At 67.0% G+C, this 21,801-nt stretch carries 16 protein-coding genes; 13 read left to right on the top strand and 3 right to left on the bottom strand.

Going from position 1 to position 21,801, the window contains the following annotated elements; all coding sequences use genetic code 11:
• Positions 1–31: 31 nt before the first annotated feature.
• Positions 32–469, top strand: a complete 438-nt coding sequence (locus IFT87_RS03460) for a phasin family protein (protein WP_249403166.1) — start codon at positions 32–34, stop codon at positions 467–469.
• Positions 470–515: 46 nt separating this feature from the next.
• Here IFT87_RS03460 and IFT87_RS03455 read toward each other — a convergent pair whose 3' ends face one another.
• The 3 genes from IFT87_RS03455 to IFT87_RS03445 are packed head-to-tail and all read right to left on the bottom strand — an operon-like array spanning position 516 to position 6,547.
• Positions 516–2,078 (bottom strand): efflux transporter outer membrane subunit, encoded by a 1,563-nt coding sequence (locus IFT87_RS03455; RefSeq protein ID WP_192007526.1) that lies wholly within the window; start codon positions 2,076–2,078, stop codon positions 516–518.
• Complete coding sequence (locus tag IFT87_RS03450; RefSeq protein ID WP_192007525.1) at positions 2,075–5,350, bottom strand: multidrug efflux RND transporter permease subunit; 3,276 nt, start codon at positions 5,348–5,350, stop codon at positions 2,075–2,077. The genes IFT87_RS03455 and IFT87_RS03450 overlap by 4 nt, the downstream gene beginning before the upstream one ends.
• A gap of 6 nt (positions 5,351–5,356) precedes the next feature.
• Positions 5,357–6,547 (bottom strand): efflux RND transporter periplasmic adaptor subunit, encoded by a 1,191-nt coding sequence (locus tag IFT87_RS03445; RefSeq protein WP_056679550.1) that lies wholly within the window; start codon positions 6,545–6,547, stop codon positions 5,357–5,359.
• Positions 6,548–7,084: 537 nt separating this feature from the next.
• Here IFT87_RS03445 and rpiA point away from each other — a divergent pair.
• The 12 genes from rpiA to IFT87_RS03385 all read left to right on the top strand — a co-directional run bounded on the left by rpiA (position 7,085) and on the right by IFT87_RS03385 (position 21,765).
• On the top strand, positions 7,085–7,759 hold the full coding sequence (gene rpiA, locus IFT87_RS03440) for a ribose-5-phosphate isomerase RpiA (RefSeq protein ID WP_192007524.1): 675 nt from the start codon (positions 7,085–7,087) through the stop codon (positions 7,757–7,759).
• Between the two features lie 70 nt (positions 7,760–7,829).
• Positions 7,830–9,923 (top strand): transketolase, encoded by a 2,094-nt coding sequence (gene tkt / locus IFT87_RS03435; protein ID WP_192007523.1) that lies wholly within the window; start codon positions 7,830–7,832, stop codon positions 9,921–9,923.
• Positions 9,923–11,047 (top strand): transaldolase, encoded by a 1,125-nt coding sequence (gene tal / locus IFT87_RS03430; RefSeq protein WP_192007521.1) that lies wholly within the window; start codon positions 9,923–9,925, stop codon positions 11,045–11,047. The genes tkt and tal overlap by 1 nt, the downstream gene beginning before the upstream one ends.
• Before the next feature lie 147 nt (positions 11,048–11,194).
• Positions 11,195–12,178, top strand: a complete 984-nt coding sequence (gene gnd / locus IFT87_RS03425) for a phosphogluconate dehydrogenase (NAD(+)-dependent, decarboxylating) (protein ID WP_037528983.1) — start codon at positions 11,195–11,197, stop codon at positions 12,176–12,178.
• Positions 12,175–12,984 (top strand): Cof-type HAD-IIB family hydrolase, encoded by an 810-nt coding sequence (locus IFT87_RS03420; RefSeq protein WP_037528981.1) that lies wholly within the window; start codon positions 12,175–12,177, stop codon positions 12,982–12,984. The genes gnd and IFT87_RS03420 overlap by 4 nt, the downstream gene beginning before the upstream one ends.
• Positions 12,981–13,724, top strand: coding sequence for an HAD-IIB family hydrolase (locus IFT87_RS03415; protein ID WP_031396456.1), 744 nt, complete (start codon positions 12,981–12,983; stop codon positions 13,722–13,724). The genes IFT87_RS03420 and IFT87_RS03415 overlap by 4 nt, the downstream gene beginning before the upstream one ends.
• 4 nt (positions 13,725–13,728) lie before the next feature.
• Positions 13,729–14,184, top strand: coding sequence for a GreA/GreB family elongation factor (locus tag IFT87_RS03410; RefSeq protein WP_031441771.1), 456 nt, complete (start codon positions 13,729–13,731; stop codon positions 14,182–14,184).
• Positions 14,184–14,366 (top strand): hypothetical protein, encoded by a 183-nt coding sequence (locus IFT87_RS03405; protein WP_031396458.1) that lies wholly within the window; start codon positions 14,184–14,186, stop codon positions 14,364–14,366. Before IFT87_RS03410 ends, IFT87_RS03405 begins: the two co-directional genes overlap by 1 nt.
• A gap of 304 nt (positions 14,367–14,670) precedes the next feature.
• Positions 14,671–15,843, top strand: a complete 1,173-nt coding sequence (locus tag IFT87_RS03400; protein ID WP_037528979.1) for an NAD(P)/FAD-dependent oxidoreductase — start codon at positions 14,671–14,673, stop codon at positions 15,841–15,843.
• A gap of 57 nt (positions 15,844–15,900) precedes the next feature.
• The gene (locus IFT87_RS03395; RefSeq protein ID WP_192007519.1) at positions 15,901–17,667 is read left to right on the top strand and encodes a DEAD/DEAH box helicase; all 1,767 of its coding nucleotides are present in this window, start codon (positions 15,901–15,903) and stop codon (positions 17,665–17,667) included.
• A gap of 287 nt (positions 17,668–17,954) precedes the next feature.
• Positions 17,955–18,431, top strand: a complete 477-nt coding sequence (locus IFT87_RS03390; RefSeq protein ID WP_192007517.1) for a YaiI/YqxD family protein — start codon at positions 17,955–17,957, stop codon at positions 18,429–18,431.
• A gap of 43 nt (positions 18,432–18,474) precedes the next feature.
• Positions 18,475–21,765: a PAS domain-containing protein gene (locus IFT87_RS03385; RefSeq protein WP_192007515.1), complete on the top strand. Its 3,291-nt coding sequence runs from the start codon at positions 18,475–18,477 to the stop codon at positions 21,763–21,765.
• The last annotated feature ends 36 nt before the right edge of the window (positions 21,766–21,801 follow it).

The raw sequence follows: 21,801 nt of genomic DNA, 5'->3' as shown, positions 1-21,801 counted from the left end.
CAAGCACGCCGGAATGGAGAGGACCATAAATATGTCAGACGATGTCAAAGCCGCGATCGACAAGGGTGCTGGTCGGGCAAAGGCGGCGACCGATCAGGCCGCGGGTGCGGCGAAGACCGCGACCGATCGGATGCAGGCGGATGCGCAGAGCGCGCAGGCCGCGTTTTCGGATCATTTCGGCGAGCCCGCCAAGCGCGCGGGCGAGGCGCTGAAGGAATCGGGACGCAAGATGGCGGAGAACGGGTCGACGATCGGCGCGAAGATGATTGACCAGGCCGAGCAGAATACGCGCGAGGCGTTCGCGGCGATGCGCGAAGCGGCGTCCGCCAAGGACCTGACCGAGGTGATGAAGATCCAGAGCGACTATCTGCGGATACAGAGCGAGCGCAGCATGAGCCAGGCGCGTGAGATCGGCGAGCTGATCATGCGGTTCGGGCGCGACGCGGTCACGCCGATGAAGGGCGGCTGATCATCGACCCGCGCCGGGCCGACAGGATCGGCCCGGCGCGACCGGCCTATTCGGCGCGCGGTGCGCCGGTGGCGGTGACGGGCCGCGGTCCGTTGGCGGTCGCCTCGAGCGTCGAGTCGCCGCCGAGCACGCGGTAGAGCGTGACCCGGTTGCTCGCGCCGACCAGCTGCGTCGCGACGAGGTTGCGCTGCGCGGTGTAGAGCGAGCGCTGCGCGTCGAGCGAGCTGAGGAAGGTGTCGATCCCGCCGCGATAGCGCGCGTCGGACAGGCGATAGGTGTCCTGCGCGGCGGCCGCGAAATTGACGTTGGCGGCGAGCTGATCGGCGATCGTGCCCTGGCGCGCGAGCGCGTCGGCGGTTTCCTGGAACGCGGTCTGGATCGATTTCTCGTAGTTCGCGAGCGCGGCATCGCGCTGCGCCCTGGTATATTCGACATTGGCGACGCCCGCGCCCGCGCGGAAGATCGGGTAGCTGATCGAGGGCGCGACCGAATAGTTGAACGCGCCGCCCGAAAACAGCGAGGTCAGCGCGCTGCTGGCAAAGCCGAGCAGACCCGTGAGCGAGACGCGCGGGAACAGCTCGGCACGCGCGGCGCCGATCTCGGCATTGGTCGCACGCAGCTCATATTCGGCCTGAACGACGTCGGGGCGGCGGAGCAGGATGCCGCTGTCGAGGCCGGCGGGCAGGGTGGCGACGGTCGGCAGCGCCTGCTCGATCGAGGCGGGCAGGAGCGCGGCGTCGAGCGGCGCGCCGACGAGCAGTTGCAGCGCGTTGATGTCCTGCGCGAGCGCGGTCTTCTGGGTCGCGAGGTCGGATTGCGCGGTGAACAGGATCTGCTGGGCCTGACGCAGGTCGGTGCGCGGTGCGACGCCGCCGCGGAGCCGCGCCTGGGTGAGGGTCACGCTGCGCTGCGAGCTGGCGACGGTGTCCTGCGCGATCTTGAGCAGGCTCTGGTCGGAGGCATAGGTCAGCCAAGCATCGGCGATGTCGCCGACCAGCGTCAGCCGGGTCGCACGCGCGGCGGCTTCGGTCTCGAAATAGCGGTTGAGTGCGGCACCGGTCAGCGAGCGGATGCGGCCGAACAGGTCGAGCTCGAACGCGGTGGTGCCGAGATCGACCGAGAAGGCGCTGTTCGAGCTGGACGAGCTGACGACGGTCCCGCCCGTGCCGGTCCCGCCGGTCCCCGTGCCGGTGCCTGTCCCGGTCCCTGTGCCGCCGGTGCCCGTGCCTGTGCCCGTGTTGCTGGTCGCGGTGCTGCGCGCGCCATTGCCGCCGCCCGAATAGCTGTAGCGGCCGCTCGCGTCGATCTGGGGGAGCAGGTCGGCGCGCTGGATGCGATATTGCGCGCGGGTGGCGGCGATGTTCGCGGCGGCGACGCGCAGGTCGCGGTTGTTTGCCAGCGCCTGGACGATGATCTGCTGGAGCCGCGGGTCCCGGAACACGTCGCGGTAGGTGAACGCCGGCAGCGCCGCTTCGGACTGACGCAGATAGGCGTCGCCGACCGGCCAGGATACCGGCGTGGGCAGCTCGGGCCGGACATATTTGGGGGCGAGCGAGCAGCCCGCGAGCGCGGTCGACGCGGCGAGGATCAGGAGTGGCGAACGCATCATGCGGGCTCCGGCCGGTGGGGGCCTGGTTGTTCGGGAGGGCCGAGCTTTTCGGAATCGCGACCGTCATGGTCATCCTCGCCGCCGTGGAAGCCGGTCGGGCGACCACGCAGCTTGGCGATGCCGTCGCGCGCGCCGCGGCGGACGAGCACGAAGAACAGCGGGATGTAGAAGATCGCGAGCAGGGTCGCGGTCAGCATCCCGCCGACCACCGCGGTGCCGATCGCGATACGGCTGTTCGCACCCGCGCCGGTCGACAGCGCGAGCGGCAGCACGCCGAGGATGAACGCAAACGAGGTCATCAGAATCGGGCGAAGACGGATCTTCGCGGCGGACAGCGCAGCCTCGATGACGCGCTTGCCCTTGCGCTCTTCCTGCTCCGCGAACTCGATCATCAGGATCGCGTTCTTCGCCGCGAGCCCCATCGTCGTGAGCAGCCCGATCTGCAGATACACGTCGTTGATGAGGCCGCGCAGCGTCACCGCGAGGATCGCGCCGACGAGGCCCAAGGGGATGACGAGCAGCACCGCGATCGGGATCGACCAGCTCTCATAGAGCGCGGCGAGGCACAGGAAGACGACGAGCAGCGACAGCCCGTAGAGGATCGGCGCCTGGCCCGAGGACAGGCGTTCCTGATAGGAGAGCCCCGACCAGGCGACCGAGGTGCCGGGGATCTTCCCGGCAAGCTCGGCGATCCGGGTCATCGCGTCGCCCGAGCTGACGCCCGCCGCGCCCGACCCCTGGATCTCGTAGGACGAGATGCCGTTGAACCGCGAGAGCGTCGTCGGCGCCTGCGACCAGCTGGTGCGCGCGAACGAGGAGAAGGGCGCCATCTGGCCGTTCGATCCGCGGACGAACCACTGGCTCAGGTCCGAAGGCGCGGCGCGGAACTGCGCGTCGCCCTGGACATAGACGCGCTTGACGCGGCCGCGGTCGATGAAGTCGTTGACATATTGGCCGCCCCAGGCGGTCGACAGCGTCGAGTTCACGTTCGCCTGGGTCAGCCCGAGCGTCGAGAGCTTCTGCTGGTCGGCATCGACACGCAGCGTCGCGACGTCGGGCAATTCGGTCAGGCGGATCGCGGTCAGCGAGGAATCGGCGCGGGCGAGCGCGAGCAGCTTGTCGCGCGCGGCGTTGAACTCGGTCTGGCTCAGGCTGCCGCTGTTCTGCAGCTGCATCGTGAAGCCGTTCGACGAGCCGAGACCGCGGATCGCCGGCGGGACGAGCGAATAGACCTGCGCATCGCGGAACCCTGCGAACGCCTCGGCCGCACGACCGGTGATCGCCTCGGCTGTATTCTCCTTGCCCTCGCGATTTTCCCACGGCGCGAACGAGACGAAGCCCTGGCCGGTATTCTGGCCGCTCGCACCACCGCCACCGCCGCCGCTGACGGTGAACATCGTGCTCACATTCGCCTTCTCGTTGGTGAAGTAATATTTCTCGATCTGCTTCTGCAGCGCGAAGGTACGCCCTTGCGTCGCGCCTGCGGGCAGCTGGAACTGGACGATGCCGGTGCCCTGGTCCTCGGTCGGCAGGAAGCCCGTGGGCAGGCGGAGGAACATCACCGCGAGCAGCGCGACGACCGCGGCATAGATCAGCAGGAACAGCCATTTGCGATTGACCACCGACTGGACGGCGCCGACGTATTTCCTCGTACCCTTTTCGAACGTGTCGTTGAACTTGTCGCCCGCGCGCGTGAAGAAATGCGCGACCTTCGGAAATTTGCGCTCGCCCCAGCTCTGTTCGGGATTGCCGTCGGCATCCTTCTTCTTCTGCTTGAGCAACGTCGCGGTCAGCGCCGGCGACAGGATCAGCGCGACGAGCACCGACAGCACCATCGCCGACACCATCGTCAGCGAGAACTGGCGGTAGATCACGCCGGTCGACCCGCCGAAGAACGCCATCGGCAGGAACACCGCCGACAGCACGAGCGCGATCGCGACCAGCGCGACGGTGATCTCATTCATCGACTCGATCGTCGCCTCGCGCGGCGACATGTCGGGGTTTTCCTCCATCAGCCGCTCGACATTCTCGACGACGACGATCGCGTCGTCGACGAGCAGACCGATCGCGAGCACGAGCCCGAACAGCGTCAGCGTGTTGATCGAGAAGCCCGCGAGATAGAAGACGCCGAACGTGCCGAGCAGCACGACCGGGACCGCGATCGTCGGGATCAGCGTCGCGCGCCAGCTCTGCAGGAAGACGAACATGACGATGACGACGAGGATGACCGCCTCGATCAGCGTCTTGATGACCTCCTCGATCGACAGCTTGATGAAGTTGGTCGTGTCGTTGGCGTAGGCGAATTTGAGGCCTGGCGGGAAGCTCTTGGCGGACTTCTCGACATAGGCCTTGACCAGCTCGGCGGTCTTGAGCGCGTCGGCGCCGGGGGCCAGCAGCACCGCGATGCCCGCGCCCGGATGCGCGTTGACGCGGCTGCGCGCGTTGTAGTTCTCGGCGCCCAGTTCGATCCGCGCGACGTCGCGCAGCTTGACCGTCGCGCTGGTGTTGGTGGTCTTCAGGATGATATTGGCGAACTGCTCGGGCGTCTGGAGACGCGACTGGGCGGTGACGGTCGCGTTGAGCATCTGCGTGTCGGGCTGCGGCTGGCCGCCGAGCTCGCCGGCCGCGACCTCGGTATTCTGCGCCTGGATCGCGGTCGTCACGTCGCTCGGGATCAGCTGGAAGCTCGCCAGCTTATTCGGGTCGAGCCAGATCCGCATCGCGTACTGCGCGCCGAAGACGTTGCTGTCGCCGATGCCCGGAATACGGCCGAGCGGATCCTGGAGGTTCGAGACGAGATAGTCCGAGACGTCCTGGTTGGTCAGCTTGTCGGTCTCGTCATAGACGCCGACGATCAGGAGGTTGTCCGGGTTCGACTTGCGGACGACGAGGCCCTGCTGCTGGACCTGGGTGGGGAGGCGCGACAGTGTCTGCTGGACCTGGTTCTGCACCTGGACCTGCGCGATGTCGGGATCGGTGCCCTTTTCGAACGTGACCGTGACCGTTACCGAGCCGCGCGACGACGAGGACGAGCTGAAATAGATCAGCCCGTCGATCCCGGTCAGCGACTGTTCGACGACCTGCGTCACGCTGTTCTGGATCGTCTGCGCGTTGGCGCCCGGGAAGGTCGCGCGGATCGTCACCTGTGGCGGCGCGACGTCGGGATATTGCGCGATCGGCAGGCTCATGATCGCGCCGATGCCGCCGAGCATCACGATGATCGCGAGCACCCAGGCAAAGATCGGGCGATCGATGAAGACACGGGATAACATAAGGGTCTAGCCGGCCTTTTTCTGGCTGGCCTTATCGCCACCCGAGGAGTCGCCCTTGGGCGCTTCGATCTTTTGCGCGGTGTTTTCGGGGACCGGCTTCACGCTCTGGTTGGGGGCGATCTTCGACAGCCCCTGCGTGATGATCCGGTCGCCGGGGTTGAGCCCGCTGGTGACGACCCAATAGGGGCCCTGCGTCCGGTCGGCCTTGATCGTCTTCTGCACCGCCTTGTTGTCGGCACTGACGACATAGACGGTCGCGTTGCCCTTGGCATCGCGCGCGACGCCCGCTTGCGGCACGAGGAACGCGCGCTGGTTGATCGCCTGCGCGAACTTCGCCTGGACGAACATGCCGGGCAGCAACAGCCCCTGGGGATTGGGGAAGCGCGCGCGCAGCGTCACGGTGCCGGTCTCGGTGTTGACCAGCGCCTCGGCGAATTCGACCGAGCCGGTCGCGCCGTAATCGCTGCCATCCTCGAGCTTGAGGCGGACCTCGGCGCGGGTCGGGACGATGCCGTTCTGGCCGAGCGAGCGACGCAGCGCGAGCAGGTCGCCCGAGGCCTGCTGGATGTCGACGAAGATCGGGTCGAGCCGCTGGATCTGCGACAGCGGATCGGTCTGGGTCGCGGAGACGAGCGCGCCGACGGTGAACAGCGAGCGGCCGATCCGCCCGGTGATCGGCGCGGGGACGGTCGTGAACTTCAGGTTGATCTGCGCGGTCTCGAGCGCGGCGCGGGTCTGTGCGACCGAGGCGGTCGCCTGGCGCGAGGTCGCGATCGCGTTGGTGTAATCCTGCTTGCTGATCGCCTCCATCTCGGCGAGCGGCTTGTACCGCTGCGCAAGGATGCCCTGCGCCTCGGCATTGGCGCGCGCGCTCTGCAGGTTCGCCTGCGCCTCGTTGGCGGCGGCGCGGTAGAGGCGCGGGTCGATCTCGTAGAGCGGCTGGCCCTTCTTCACGAGCGTGCCCTCGGTGAAGAAGCGGCGACGGATGATCCCGGTGACCTGGGGGCGGACGTCCGAGCTTTCGAACGCGGTCGTGCGGCCGCTGAGTTCGGTGGTCATCGCGACGCTCGACGGCTGGATGACGACATAGCCGACGGTGGGGGTGCCCTGGCCCGGCTGACCGCCCTTGCCCTTGCCTTTAGCGGCATCGCCGCCGCCACCGGAACAGGCCGCGAGGCCGATCAGCGCGGGTGCCATCACGGCGTAGCGCCAAGGGGTAAGTCGTTTGGCTATCAAGTGGGGTATCCGCGATCAGATGAGGGCCGGCTAAACCATGCGGATGTACCAGAAGTATGTCAGTTGAAAAGCGGACGCGAAAAATAGGGAAGAAAGAGTAACCTGGTTTGTTGGTGGGGGTGTTTTGTGGTGTTTCCGGGGTGGGGTTTTTTGCGGTCGGTTGTGTTGGCGAAGGTCGGGATCCGGGGTCTCGAGGGGATCGTTGGTGGCTCTGGATCCTGACTTTCGTCAGGATGACGGGGGGTTTTGGGGGGGGCTGTTGCGATGATTCCGCTGATCGGTTCGTATTCCTGATCCGTTCGTGTTCCCCAACCCATTCGTCTCGCCCCAATCCGTTCGTTTCGTTTATCCGTTCGTTCCCCCCCTCCGTTCGTGCTGAGCGAAGTCGAAGCACCGTCTCTTGGGGCATGCCCTTCGACTTCGCTCAGGGCGAACGGGGAGGAGGGACGGGGGCGGTTGGATTGGATCGGGGGCAGTTGATTTGAAAAGGCGCAACACATGATCGATGACGACAAGCAGGCGGCGGCGGTGGCGGCGGTGGCGGAGGTTCGGGACGGGATGCTGGTCGGGCTGGGTACCGGGTCGACCGCGGCGTTCGCGATCCGTGCGTTGGGCGAGCGGGTCGCGGCGGGGCTCGACGTCCGCGCCGTCGTCACGTCCGAGGCGAGCGGCGCGCTGGCGCGGCAGGTGGGTATCGCGGTGCTCAACTTTGCCGATATCGCGCAGGTCGACCTGACGATCGACGGCGCGGACGAGATCGATGCGCGCTGTTTCGCGATCAAGGGCGCGGGCGGGGCAATGCTGCGCGAGAAGATCGTCGCCGCAAGCTCGGCACGGATGGTCGTGATTGCCGACGGATCGAAGCGGGTCGAACGGATCGGTGCGGCGAAGCTGCCGGTCGAGCTGCTGCCCTTCGCGCGAGGCTATGTGATGCGCGTGTTGAGCGACTTGGGTGCGGCGCCGGTGATTCGGCCCAACTATCGGACGGATCAGGACAATCTTGTCGCGGATTGCCGATTTCCGGCACTCGAGGACCCGCACGCGCTCGCTGCGGTGCTGGCGGCGATTCCGGGCGTGCTGGGCCACGGATTGTTCCTCGACGAGGTCGATGCCGCGTATATTGCATCGAAAGGCGTCGTTACGCGACTGGAACGCTCGGGTGCATCCGCCTAAAGGCATCCTATGTTGGCAACCAGATCGGATGCGCGGCGTTCGGTCACCGTCTAGAGCGAGGCTTTCTTTCATGACCGATACCGCAACCGCCCCCACGATGAAGGCGGATCCGAACCTGCACGAGGACGGTTCGCCCGAGCGTCTGACGATCGATACGATCCGCACGCTGTCGATGGACGCGGTGCAGAAGGCCAATTCGGGCCATCCCGGCACGCCGATGGCGCTCGCGCCGGTCGGCTACACGCTCTGGTCGAAATTCCTGCGCTACGATCCCAAGCATGCCGACTGGCCCAATCGCGACCGGTTCGTCCTGTCGGTCGGCCATGCGTCGATGCTGCTCTATGCGCTGATCCACCTCGCCAAGATCGAAGAGATCAGTGCGGACGGCGAGAAGAGCGGCAAGGAGGCGGTCAGCCTCGAAGACATCCGGCAGTTCCGCCAGCTTTCGTCCAAGACCCCGGGCCACCCCGAATATCGCCACACGACGGGTGTCGAGACCACGACCGGCCCGCTCGGCCAGGGTTGCGGCAATTCGGTCGGCATGGCGATCGCCGAGCGCTGGCTCGCGGCGCGCTACAACAAGGACGGCTTCACGCTGTTCGACCATGACGTCTACACCATCTGTGGCGACGGCGACATGATGGAGGGCGTCTCGGCCGAGGCGGCGAGCATGGCCGGGCATCTGAAGCTCAGCAATCTGTGCTGGATCTACGACAGCAACCACATCTCGATCGAGGGCGCGACCGATCTCGCATTCGACGAGGATGTCGGCCTGCGCTTCGACGCTTACGGCTGGAACGTCATCCATGTCGACGACGCGAACGACACTGCCGCGCTGAGCCGTGCGATCGAGACGTTCAAGGCGACCACCGACAAGCCGACCTTCATCGTCGTGCATTCGGTGATCGGTTACGGCAGCCCGAAGGCGGGCAGCGAGAAGGCGCATGGCGAGCCGCTCGGCGACGAGAATATCCGCCTCACCAAGCAGGCCTATGGCTGGCCCGAGGACAAGTCCTTCTACGTGCCCGACGGCGTGATCGAGCATTTCAACGGTGCGATCGCGGAGCGTGGCGCGAAGCTGCGCGACGAATGGGTCGCGCTGACCGACAAATATCGGGGTGCATATCCCGAGCTGTCGGCCGAACTCGAGCTGCTGCTCAAGGACGAGCTGCCCGAGGGCTGGGACGCGGACATTCCGGTGTTCGAGGCGGATCCCAAGGGCGTCGCCAGCCGTGATTCGGGTGGCAAGGTGCTCAACGCGATCGCCGCCAAGGTGCCGTGGCTGATCGGCGGTTCGGCCGATCTCGCGCCGTCGACCAAGACCGACATCAAGGGCCAGCCCTCGTTCGAGGCGAACAACTATGCCGGCCGCAACTTCCATTTCGGCATTCGCGAACATGGCATGGGCGCGATCGTCAACGGCATGGCGCTGTCGCATCTGCGCTCCTACGGCTCCACCTTCCTCGTCTTCGTCGATTACATGCGCGCACCGGTGCGCCTGTCGGCGATCATGGAAGTCGGCGCGGTCTGGGTGTTCACGCACGATTCGATCGGCGTCGGCGAGGACGGCCCGACGCACCAGCCGATCGAGCATCTGGCGACGCTGCGTGCGATCCCCGGGCTCGACACGATCCGCCCGAGCGACGCGAACGAAGTCGTCGCGGCGTGGAAGGCGGTCCTGAAGGACGCCAGCACGCCCGCCGCGCTGATCCTGTCGCGCCAGGCGCTGCCGACGCTCGACCGGACCAAATATGCGAGCGCCGACGGCGTTGCGCAGGGCGGTTATGTGCTCGCCGATTGTGACGGCACGCCCGACGTGATCCTGATCGCGACGGGCAGCGAAGTGTCGCTCGCGGTCGACGCGCATGAGAAGCTGGTCGCGGACGGCGTGAAGAGCCGGGTCGTGTCGATGCCGAGCTGGTATCGCTACGAACTGCAGGACGCTGCCTACAAGGAAAGCGTGTTGCCGCGGGGCGTGCGGGCACGCGTTGCAATCGAGATGGCCGGGTCGATCGGCTGGGACCGCTATGTCGGGCTCGACGGCGCGACCGTGACGATGTCGACCTTCGGTGCCTCGGCACCGCTCGCCAAACTGCAGGACAAGTTCGGGTTCACCGTCGACAATGTCGTCAAGGTTGCCCGCCAGGTTATGGAGACCAAGTGATGGGTGCGCTCAACGATCTCGAAGGCTTCGGCCAGGCGGTGTGGCTCGATTTCGTCGACCGGAAGTTCCTGGAGGCCGGCGGTCTCCAGAAGCTGGTCGATGAGGACGGGCTGACCGGTGTCACGTCCAACCCATCGATCTTCGAAAAGGCAATGGGGCACGGCGAGGCCTATGACTCGACGCTCGCGAAGTTCGACAAGGAGAACCCCGGCGCTGCGACGATCGACCGCTACGAGCATCTCGCGATCCAGGACATCAAGGCGGCGGCGGAGACGCTGAAGCCCGTGTATGACCGGCTCGACGCGAAGGACGGCTATGTCAGCCTCGAAGTGTCGCCCTATATCTCGGACGATACCGACGCGACGATCGCCGAGGCGCGCAAGCTGTGGGCGGCGGTCGACCGGCCGAACCTGATGATCAAGATCCCGGGGACGCTCGCGGGTGGCCCGGCGATCTCGACCGCGATCTCGGAAGGGATCAATGTCAACGTGACCTTGCTGTTCTCGATCGACGCCTATGTCCGCGTCGCCGAGGCCTATGCGGCAGGGCTCGAGAAGCGCGTCGCCGAGGGCAAGCCGATCGACCGGATCGCCAGCGTCGCGAGCTTCTTCGTCAGCCGGATCGATTCGATGATCGACAAGCAGATCGATGCACGGCTCGAAAAGGGTGATGCCGACGCGGATGCGCTGAAGGCGGTGCGCGGCAAGGTCGCGATCGCCAACGCTAAGATGGCGTATCAGTGGTATCTCGAGTTCCTGAAGTCGGATCGCTGGCAGGCGCTCGCCGCCAAGGGCGCGCAGCCGCAGCGGCTGTTGTGGGCGTCGACCGGGGTCAAGGATCCGAGCTATCCCGACACGCTCTACATCGACACGCTGATCGGTCGTGACACCGTCAACACGATGCCGCCCAAGACGATGGACGCGTTTCGCGACCATGGCACCGCGGCGGAGACGATCACCGCGGATGTCGATGGCGCGAAGCATGTGCTGGCGGAAGCCGAGCGGCTCGGGCTCGACCTCACCGGCGTGACCGGCACGCTGGTCGAAGAGGGCGTCGCCTCGTTCGTGAAGGCGTTCGACGACCTTCTCGGGTCGATCGCGAAGAAGCAGCCGGCGACGGCGTAAGACACGTTCCCGCTCGTGCCGAGTAGGGATCGAGCGAAGCCGAGAGACCGTATCGAGGTACATGTCCCTCGATACGTCGTCTCGACACGCTCGACGTCTACTCGGGACGAACGGCAGGTATTTTCCAGCGAAAGCGCGGAGTGAATCATGAAGATCGGACTGATCGGCCTCGGCCGGATGGGCGGCAATATCGCGCGCCGGTTGATGAAGAACGGCCATGAGGTCGTCGCGTTCGATCGCGATGCGGAGGCGGTGAAGAAGCTCGCGGCGGATGGCGCGATCGGCGCGGACTCGCTCGACGACATGCGCGGCAAGCTCGACACGCCGGCGATCTGGTGGGTGATGGTGCCCGCGGGCGAGCCGACCGAGCAGACCGTGCAGGCGATCGCCGAAAAGGCCGCCGAGGGCGACATCATCATCGATGGCGGCAACAGCTTCTACAAGGACGACGTCCGCCGTGCGAAGGAGCTCGCGGAAAAGGGCATCCGCTATGTCGACGTCGGCACGTCGGGTGGCGTCTGGGGCCTTGAGCGCGGCTATTGCATGATGATCGGCGGCGAGACGGAGACGGTCGACTATCTCGACCCGATCTTCGACACGCTGGCGCCGGGCATGGGCGAGATCGTCCGCACGCCGGGCCGCATCGAGGGGCAGGCCGATCCGCGTGCGGAAAAGGGCTATATCCACGCCGGCCCTCCGGGTGCCGGGCACTTCGTCAAGATGGTCCATAATGGCATCGAATACGGCCTGATGCAGGCCTATGCCGAGGGTTTCGACATTCTCAAGGGCAAGTCGGGCGAGCATGTCGCGGAGGACCAGCGCTTCGACATCAACCTGACCGACGTCGCCGAAGTGTGGCGTCGCGGCAGCGTGATCTCGTCGTGGCTGCTCGATCTGTCGGCGATCGCGCTGGCCAAGGATGGCACGCTCGAAGGGTTCAGCGGCAGCGTCGCGGATTCGGGCGAGGGCCAGTGGACGATCGACGCGGCGATGGAAGAGAAGGTGCCCGCCAACGTGCTGAGCGCCGCACTCTACGCACGCTATCGCAGCCGGGTCGACCATACGTTCGGCGACAAGCTGTTGTCGGCGATGCGCTTCGGCTTCGGCGGGCATGTCGAGATGCCCCAGTGAGCATCAAGCTGCTCGTGTCCGACGTCGACGGCACGCTCGTCGACAAGGACAAGAAGGTCGCGCCCGCGACCGTCGATGCGGTCAGGCGGCTGAAGGCGGCGGGGCTGGGCTTCACGATCATCAGCGCGCGGCCGCGATCGGGGATGATGCCGATCGCCGAGCTGCTCGGCATCGACGAACCGATGGGCGCGTTCAACGGCGGGATCGTGTTCAAGCGCGACGGCACGGTCATCGAGCATCACATGGTCGATATCGACGTCGTGCGCGGCGCGATGGACATCATCGGTGACGCCCCCGTCGATACCTGGATCTTCGCCGACGACGTCTGGTATGCCAGCACCGACCAGGGCAGCCATGTCGACAGCGAGCGGAAAGCCTCGGCGCAGGACCCGGTGATCGTCGCCGACTTCACCGATCTGCTCGGCAAGGCGGACAAGGTGACGTTCGTCAGCGACGACGAGGATCTGCTGCGCGACCTGCACGCCAAGGTCGCGGCGAAGTTCGACGCGCAGGCGACGATCGTCCAGAGCCAGACCTATTATCTCGACATCACGCCCGTGGCGGGCAACAAGGGCAGCGGGATCGAGGAACTCGCGGACGCGTTCGGCATCAGCCTGACGCAGACCGCGGCGATCGGCGACCAGGCGAACGACATCGCGATGCTCAAGCGGGCCAGGCTGGCGATCGCGATGGGCAATGCGCCGCAAAATGTCCGTGACGTCGCGCACGAGATTACCACCGCGAACGATGCCGATGGCGTCGCGCACGCGATCGACACATTTATCCTGACTGGAGTTTCCGCATGAAAGAGTTGGTTGCCTTTGACCTCGACGGAACGCTGGCCGAAAGCAAGCAGCCCTTGCAGGAGCCGATGGGCGAGGCGCTCGCGGACCTGCTCGACGTCGCGCATGTCGCGGTGATCTCGGGCGGCGACTGGCCGCAGTTCGAAAAGCAGGTCGCGAGCCGTCTGCCCGAGCGCGCCGATCGCACCAAGCTGTGGCTGATGCCGACGACCGGCACCAAGCTGTACCGGTTCGACGACGCCTGGCGTGCGGTCTATGCCGAGCTGTTCGAGGAAGACGAGAAGCAGAAGATCCTCAAGGCATTCGACGAGTCGCTCGAGGCGACCGGGTTCGTCCCCGAGCAGACCTGGGGCGAGCGGATCGAGGATCGCGGCAGCCAGATCACCTTCTCCGCGCTCGGCCAGGAAGCGCCGATCGACGCCAAGCACAGCTGGGATCCCGACTTCGCCAAGCGCAAGGTGATCCAGGCCGATCTGCGCCAGCGTCTGCCGGGTCTGTCGATCAACATGGGCGGCGCGACCTCGATCGACATCACGCGCGAGGGTGTCGACAAGGCGTACGGCCTGAAGAAGCTCAACGAGGCGAGCGGGATCGCGCTCGACAAGATGATGTTCATCGGCGACGCGATCTTCCCGGGCGGCAACGACTATCCGGCCGAACAGCTCGGGCTCGACGTCGTGAAGGTGAAGAATGTCGACGGCACGCTGGCGGCGATCGCCGGGATCGTCGCATGCCTGAAGTAAGCGCATGAGCGTCGCGTTTCGCCGCGAAAGCGACGAGGAACATCTCGAGCCGAAATTCGAACAGCCGATCGCGCCGGGGCCCAATTTGGTCACGGCGCGCGGCCTTGCGCTGATCGGCGAGCGCGTCGAGACGATCGAGGCGGCGGTGGCGGCCGAGACCGACGAGGAAGCACGCAAGGTGCTGCTGCGCGACCTGCGCTACTGGCACACGCGCCAGACGACGGCAGAGCTCGCGCCCGAACCCGAAGAGGGTGAGGTCGGGATCGGATCGTCGGTGCGCGTGCGGATGAACGGCGCGGAGCGGACGATCGCGATCGTCGGCGGCGACGAGGCGGAGCCGGGCGAGGATCGCCTCGCTTTCTCCGCCCCGCTCGCACGCGCGCTGATGGGCGCCGCGGTGGGCGAGACGGTGGCGTTTGCCGGCAAGGCGGATGCGATCGAGATAGTGGAGATCGCATAATGGCCGAGGCGAAATTCGAACGGCACCGCCAGCCCTGGACCCAGGACGAGATCCAGAAGCTGCACACGCTCGCCAAGAAGGGCATGGCGCTGAAGGCGATCGCCAAGGCGCTGACGCGGAGCGAGGAATCGGTGAAGACGCGCGCGAAGGAAGATTCGCTGAATATCGCGAAGCTGCGGTGATTTTTCCGTTGCCCTGATTTTTGTCAGGATGACGATTCTAGAATTCACCACCCCGGCGGAGGCCGGGGTCCAGTTGGGGAGGTGGGGGTAACGGCGCGCGACGTGCGTCATTGCCGTCCCCCAACTGGGCCCCGGCCTTCGCCGGGGTGGTGCTTTCGTTAGGAGCAGGTGGCGCCTATAAGGGCGATCCCGAACGCGCTGAATCCGGCCTTGTTCTCCCGCGAAGGCGGGAGCCCGGATCCTCGCCTTCGCGGGGAAACACCTTTGACCAGCGGCCTGCACCCCGCGCCGCACGGAGCGAACCTTGTCCGATTACGACGCGATCATCCTCGGGGCAGGCGCCGCCGGGCTCATGTGCGCCGCGGTCGCGGGGCAGCGCGGGCGGCGGATCCTGCTCGTCGATCATGCCGAGCAGGCGGGGAAGAAGATCCTGATCTCGGGCGGCGGGCGGTGCAACTTCACCAACATGCACACCGCCGCCGACCGCTATATCTCCGCCAATCCGCATTTCGCCAAGTCCGCGCTCGGCCGTTACACCGCGCAGGATTTCCTCGCGCTCGTCGAGAGTTACGGGATCGCGTGGCACGAAAAGACGCTGGGGCAGCTGTTCTGCGACGGCTCGGCGAAGCAGATCGTCGAGATGCTGCTCGACGAATGCGACAAGGGGCGGGTCGATCTGTCGCTCGGGCGCGCGGTCACTGCGGTCGAGCATGGCGATGGCGGCTACCGCGTCGCGATCGACGGCCGCGCGGTCACCGCCCCCGCGCTGGTGATCGCGACCGGTGGGCCGTCGATCCCGAAAATGGGCGCGACCGGTTTTGCCTATGATCTGGCGCGGCAATTCGGATTGAAGGTGGTCGAGCCGCGGCCCGCGCTCGTCCCGCTGACGCTCGGCGGCGACGAGATCCTGTTTCGCGAATTGTCGGGCGTCGCCGCCGATGTCGTTGCGACGGCCGGCAAGGCCGCGTTCCGCGAGGCGGCGCTGTTCACGCATCGCGGACTGTCGGGCCCGGCGATCCTGCAGGCCTCGTCCTATTGGCGGCACGGCCAGCCGGTGGGCATCGATTTCGTCCCCGACCGCGACTCCGGCTGGCTCCCCGCGGCGAAGCGCACCACGCCGCGCACGACGCTGCGCAAGCTGCTCGGGGGGACGCTGCCTGACCGACTCGCCGAGACGCTGAGCGAGCGGCTGGGGATGACGGGGGAGATTTCCACGCTCACCGATCGCCGGCTCCAGGATGCGGAGCGTGCGCTAAGCCATTGGCAATTCACGCCAAATGGCAGCGAAGGCTATGCCAAGGCGGAGGTGACGGCGGGCGGAATCAGCACTGCTGAGCTTTCTTCACAAACAATGGAAGCCAAACGCGTAAAAAACCTGTATGCGGTCGGCGAAGCGGTCGATGTCACAGGGTGGCTCGGCGGCTACAACTTCCAATGGGCATGGGCGAGCGGGTGGGCCGCGGGCCAAGTCCTGTAGGGACCACCACGCCAGTGCTTTGCCGTAGCGTCAAGCCGGCCACCAATTAGGACGTACATGCCTTTTTCAAATATTCCGTCGCTTCTTTCCGAAGCGCTCGCCGCGCGTGGCTATACCGCGCTCACCCCCGTCCAGGCGCATGTGATCGAGGAGAATGCGGTCGGTCGCGATCTGGTCGTGTCGGCACAGACCGGCTCGGGCAAGACCGTCGCGTTCGGCCTGGCGATGGCCGGCGAACTGCTCGGTGAAGCGGGTGAGGACGGCGTCCAGCGCCTGCCGGCGCCGCACAAGCCGCTCGTCCTGTGCATCGCACCGACGCGCGAACTCGCGCTGCAGGTCAGCCGCGAGCTGATGTGGCTCTATGCCAAGGCCGGCGCGCGCATCTCGACCTGTGTCGGCGGGATGGACGCGTCGAAGGAGCGTCGCAGCCTCGCACACGGCGCGCATATCGTCGTCGGGACGCCCGGCCGTCTGCGCGACCATCTCGAGCGTGGCGCGCTCGACCTGTCGGCCCTGAAGGTCGCGGTGCTCGACGAGGCCGACGAGATGCTCGACATGGGCTTCCGCGAGGATCTCGAGCAGATCCTCGACGCGTCGCCCGAGCAGCGCCGTACCCTGCTGTTCTCGGCGACGATGCCGCGGCCGATCGTCGCGCTCGCCAAGCGCTACCAGAAGGATGCGCTGCGCATCTCGACCGTCGGCGAGGATCGCGGTCATGGCGACATCTCGTACCAGGCCGTCACGGTCTCGCCGTCCGAGATCGAGCATGCGGTGATCAACCTGCTGCGCTTCCACGAGGCGGAGACGGCGATGCTGTTCTGCGCGACCCGCGATAACGTGCGCCATCTGCACGCGAGCCTGGTCGAGCGTGGCTTTGCCGCGGTCGCGCTGTCGGGCGAGCATTCGCAGAACGAGCGTAACGCCGCGCTCCAGGCACTGCGCGACCGTCGTGCACGCGTCTGCGTGGCGACCGACGTCGCCGCGCGCGGCATCGATCTGCCGACGCTCAGCCTCGTCGTGCACGTCGAACTGCCACGCGATGCCGAGACGCTGCAGCATCGCTCGGGTCGTACCGGTCGTGCGGGCAAGAAGGGCACCGCCGTGCTGATCGTGCCGTTCCCGCGTCGCCGTCGCGTCGACATGATGCTGAAAGGTGCGAAGATCAACGCGGAGTGGGTCAACGCCCCGACCGCCGAGGACATCCGCAAGAACGACCATGAGCGGTTGATCACGATGCTGATGCAGCCGGTCGAGGTCGAGGACGAGGATCGCGAGCTCGCGACCCGCCTGATGGCCGAGAAGACCCCTGAGGATATCGCCGCGGCGCTGGTCCACATGCACCGCGCGACGATGCCGCAGGCCGAGGATCTGATCGACCAGAGCAAGCAGTCGGTCAGCGACGATCGTTCGCAGGGGCCGCGCGCGGGCTTCGAGGACACCGTCTGGTTCCGCATGGATATCGGTCGTCGCCAGAACGCCGATCCGCGCTGGATCCTGCCGCTGATCTGCCGTCGCGGGCACATCACCAAGTCCGAGATCGGTGCGATCCGCATCGGCCCGAACGAGACCGCGTTCGAGATCCCGCGTGCCGTCGCGTCGCGCTTCTCGGCAGCGATCCAGCGTACCGCGCAGGCGGGCGAAGAGGAGAGCGGCGTCGCGATCGAGGCGATGCAGGGCGCGCCCGAAAGCACCGCACGCCATGCCGGCGGCGGTGGCCGCAGCAACGCGGGCGCCCCGCGCTCGACGCTGCACCGCGCGGCCCCGCGTGGCGGTCCGGCTCCAGCGCGCAAGGCGCCGTATCGCGGCAATCGCGAGCGTAGCTGACCCTGCCGCCTTCCGTTCGTGCTGAGCGACGTCGAAGCACCCCGGCCTGGGGCATGCCCTTCGACTTCGCTCAGGGCGAACGGGGTGAGGGCGCGGGCGGCCCCCGCGCCGTCATTCTGACGATGGCAGGGGCCCTCTTTGCCCCGTCATCCTGACGATGTCGGGAACCTATTTAGCCCCGTCATCCTGACGAAAGTCAGGATCCAGAGCCGCGGACGCCGTCCTGCTTGATCCTGGATCCTGACTTTCGTCAGGATGACGACGTTGGTGTAATCGGGAGATAGCCGATGACGACCGCACCCACCGCACCCAACACCCTCCGCATCCTCGTCGACGCCGATGCGTGTCCCGTCAAAGACGAGATCTACAAGGTCGCGTGGCGGCACGAGGTGCCCGTCACCATCGTCGCGAACAGCCATTTTCGCGTGCCCGTCCACCCGCTCGTCAACCGCGTCGTCGTCAGCGACGGGTTCGACGCCGCCGACGACTGGATCGCCGAGCAGGCCGATGCGAAGGCGGTGGTGATCACCGCGGACATCCTGCTCGCCGATCGCTGCGTGAAGGCGGGGGCAACCGTGCTTGCCAATACCGGCAAGCCGTTCACCACCAGCTCGATCGGCGGTGCGATCGCCACGCGCGCGATCATGGCCGATCTGCGCGCGGGCGGCGACGTGATCGGCGGCCCTGCACCCTTCGCCAAGGCGGACCGGTCGCGTTTCCTGTCGGCGCTCGACGCTGCGCTGGTCCGGCTGAAGCGCGGCTGAGCCATGGCTCGACTTCCCTGGTCTCTCCGGGCACACATAGGTTATGCGTCCCCCTCTGCTCGATCGTGATGAACTGCTCGCGCGACAGGCGTTCCAGCTCGCGCTGGTCGACCTGTTCCGCACGATGGCGCGGCCCGACGACATCATGGCGGCCGCCGCCGCGGCGCTGGGCTCGCATCTCGACGTCGCGCGCTGCGGCTATGACGAGGTGTCGGCGGACGGCGCGATGACCCAGGGCGTCGGCGACTGGTCGAACGGGACGCTGCCCGGCCTCGCCGCGACGCCAGACGGAGACCGAGACGGAGACGGAGACGGGGACGGGGACGGGGACGCGGCACTGGGCGCGGGCGTGGTCGCCGATCTGCGGCGCGGGCACACGGTGATCGTCGACGATTGCACGACCGACGCACGCGCGCGTGATCCGGCGACCGCGCGGTGCTGGGCGCAGGCCGGCGTCGGCGCACTGATCGCCGCGCCGCTGCTCCACGACGGGCGGCTGGCGGCGGTCCTGTACCTGTACGAGGCCACGCCGCGCGACTGGACCAGGGCGGATATCGCGCTGGTCGAGGACGTCGCGCTGCGCACCTCGGACGCGGTCGACCGGGTGCGCGGTGAGATCGCGGTGAAGGCGAGCGAGGCGCGCTATCGGTCGCTGTTCGAATCGATCGATGCGGGGTTCTGCGTGATCGAGGTGCTGTTCGCCGACGGCACGCCGTACGACTATCGCTTCCTCGAGGTGAACCGGGCGTTCGCGCGCAACACCGGGCTCGATGACATGATCGGGCGGACGATCCGCGACGTCGCGCCCGACATGGAACAGCGCTGGTTCGACCTGTACGGCCATGTCGCGACGACCGGCGAGCCGCTGCGGTTCGAGGATCCCGCCTCCGCGCTGCAGGATCGCTGGTTCGAGGTCTATGCCTACCGCGTCGATGCGCCCGAGCTGAATCATGTCGCGGTGCTGTTCAACGACATCAGCGAGCGCCGTCGCAACGAGGTCGCGCTGTCCGAAAGCCGCGAGGAGCTGGAACTGGCGACGCGGGTCGCGCGGCTGGGGCGGTTCGACTATCGGCCGGCGGACGGCATGCTGCGCTGGGACGACCGGTGCCGCGCGCTGTTCGGGATCCCGGCGGGCGCGCCGGTCGAGTACGAGTCCGCCTTCCTCGCCAATCTCCACCCCGACGACCGCGCAGCTGCCGATGCGCAAGTCGCCGCCGCGCTTGATCCGCGCGGCACGCGGATGTTCGATTCGGAATATCGCACGATCGGCCAGAGCGACGGCGTCGAGCGCCACATCGTCGCGCACGGCATCGCGTTCTTCGATGGCGATAGTCCGATCCGGCTGGTCGGGACGGTCGTCGACATGAGCGACGATCGCCGCGCACAGGCGGCACTGCGCGAGACGAGCGAGCGGCTGCGGCTCGCCAGCCGCGCGACCAACGACGCGATCTGGGACTGGGACCTGCGGAGCAATTCGGTGCTGTGGAACGAGGCGCTGACGCGTGCCTATGGCCATGTCCTGCCCGATGCGAAGTCGACCGGCGACTGGTGGCTGGACCAGGTCCATCCCGAGGACCGCGCGCGGATCCATGCGAGCATCGATGCGGTAATTTACGGGCAGGACAGCGACTGGACCGACGAATACCGGTTCGCCTGCGCCGACGGCCGCTATGCCGATGTGCTCGACCGCGGCTACGTCATCCGCGACGAGGACGGCGCGCCGACGCGGATGATCGGCGCGATCCTCGACCAGTCGACGCGCAAGGCGGCGGAGCGCCAGCTGCGCGCGATCAACGAGGGACTGGCCGAGGCCGTCGAGGCGTCGACCGCGGACCGCGACCGGTTGTGGGAATTGTCGTCCGACATCATGCTGCGCGCCGAGTTCGACGGCACGATCGTCGCCGCCAATCCCGCCTGGACCGACATGCTCGGCTGGTCGATGGACGAGATCGTCGGACGCCAGCTCTTCTCGCTGCTCCACCCCGACGACGTCGCGCATACCGGCCTGGCCGCGGCGGGGATCGCCCGCGGCGAGGCGGTCGCGCGGATCGACAATCGCTATGCCCACAAGGATGGCAGCTATCGCTGGATCAGCTGGGCGGCGCGGCCGGGCGACGGGCTGATCAACGCGGTCGGGCGCGACGTCACCGCGGACAAGGAGCGCGAGGCGCAGCTCGCGTGCGCCGAGGATGCGCTGCGCCAGGCGCAGAAGATGGAGGCGGTCGGCCAGCTGACCGGCGGCATCGCGCACGACTTCAACAACATGCTGACCGGTATCCTGGGCGGGCTCGACATGGTTCGGCGCAACGTGCCCGAACCGCGCCCGGACAAGGTCGACCGCTATCTGGAGGCGGCGACGGTCTCCGCGCAACGTGCCGCGGGGCTGACGCAGCGGCTGCTCGCCTTTTCGCGGCGCCAGTCGCTCGACGTGAAGGCGACCGATGTCGACCGGCTGATTGGCGATATGGAGGATCTGCTCGCACGGACGCTCGGCGAGAATGCACGGCTCGAGATCCGGCGGCAGGACGCGACCTGGCCGGTGACGACGGATGCCAACCAGCTCGAAAGCGCGCTGCTCAACCTCGCGATCAACGCGCGCGACGCGATGCCCGACGGCGGGCGGCTGACGATCGAGACCGAGAACACGCATCTCGACGCGCACTATACCGAGGCGATCGGCGATCTCGCGCCCGGCGACTATGTCGCGATCGGCGTCAGCGACACCGGCACGGGCATGTCGAAGGCGGTGATCGAGAAGGCGTTCGACCCGTTCTTCACCACCAAGCCGATCGGGCAGGGCACCGGGCTCGGCCTGTCGATGATCTATGGCTTTGCGCGCCAGTCGGGCGGGCATGTCCGGATCTATTCGGAGGAGGGCGAGGGCACGACGGTCAAGCTGTACCTGCCGCGCTTCCACGGCACTGCGGCGGCCAGCGTGCCGACCGCGGACCGCGACCTGCCGCGCGCGGACGGCGAATGCGTGCTGGTGGTCGAGGACGATGTCGCGGTGCGGATGCTGATCGTCGATATCCTCGGCAGCCTCGGCTACGGCGTGATGGAGGCGGGCGACGCGCACGCGGCGATCCCAATTCTAGAAAGCGATCGGCGGATCGACCTGCTGGTCAGCGATGTCGGCCTGCCCGGGATGGACGGGCGCCAGCTGGCCGAGGTCGCGCGGCGGCATCGCCCCGATCTCCGCATTCTGTTCGTCACCGGCTATGCCGAAAAGGCGGCGGTGCGCGGCGAATTTCTGGGTCCGGGGATGGAGATGATCACCAAGCCGTTCGCGCTCGACATGCTCGCCGAACGGATCCGCGAGATGGTCGCGCGCTGACCCCGGGCGAGCGCGAAGACGCGTCGCCCGTGACTT

This window comes from Sphingomonas sp. CFBP 8765 (assembly GCF_014841445.1).
GTDB classification, from domain to species: Bacteria; Pseudomonadota; Alphaproteobacteria; order Sphingomonadales; family Sphingomonadaceae; genus Sphingomonas; species Sphingomonas aerolata.
The sequence above is the reverse complement of the archived record's forward strand: the minus strand, read 5'-3'. Positions and strand labels throughout refer to the sequence as shown.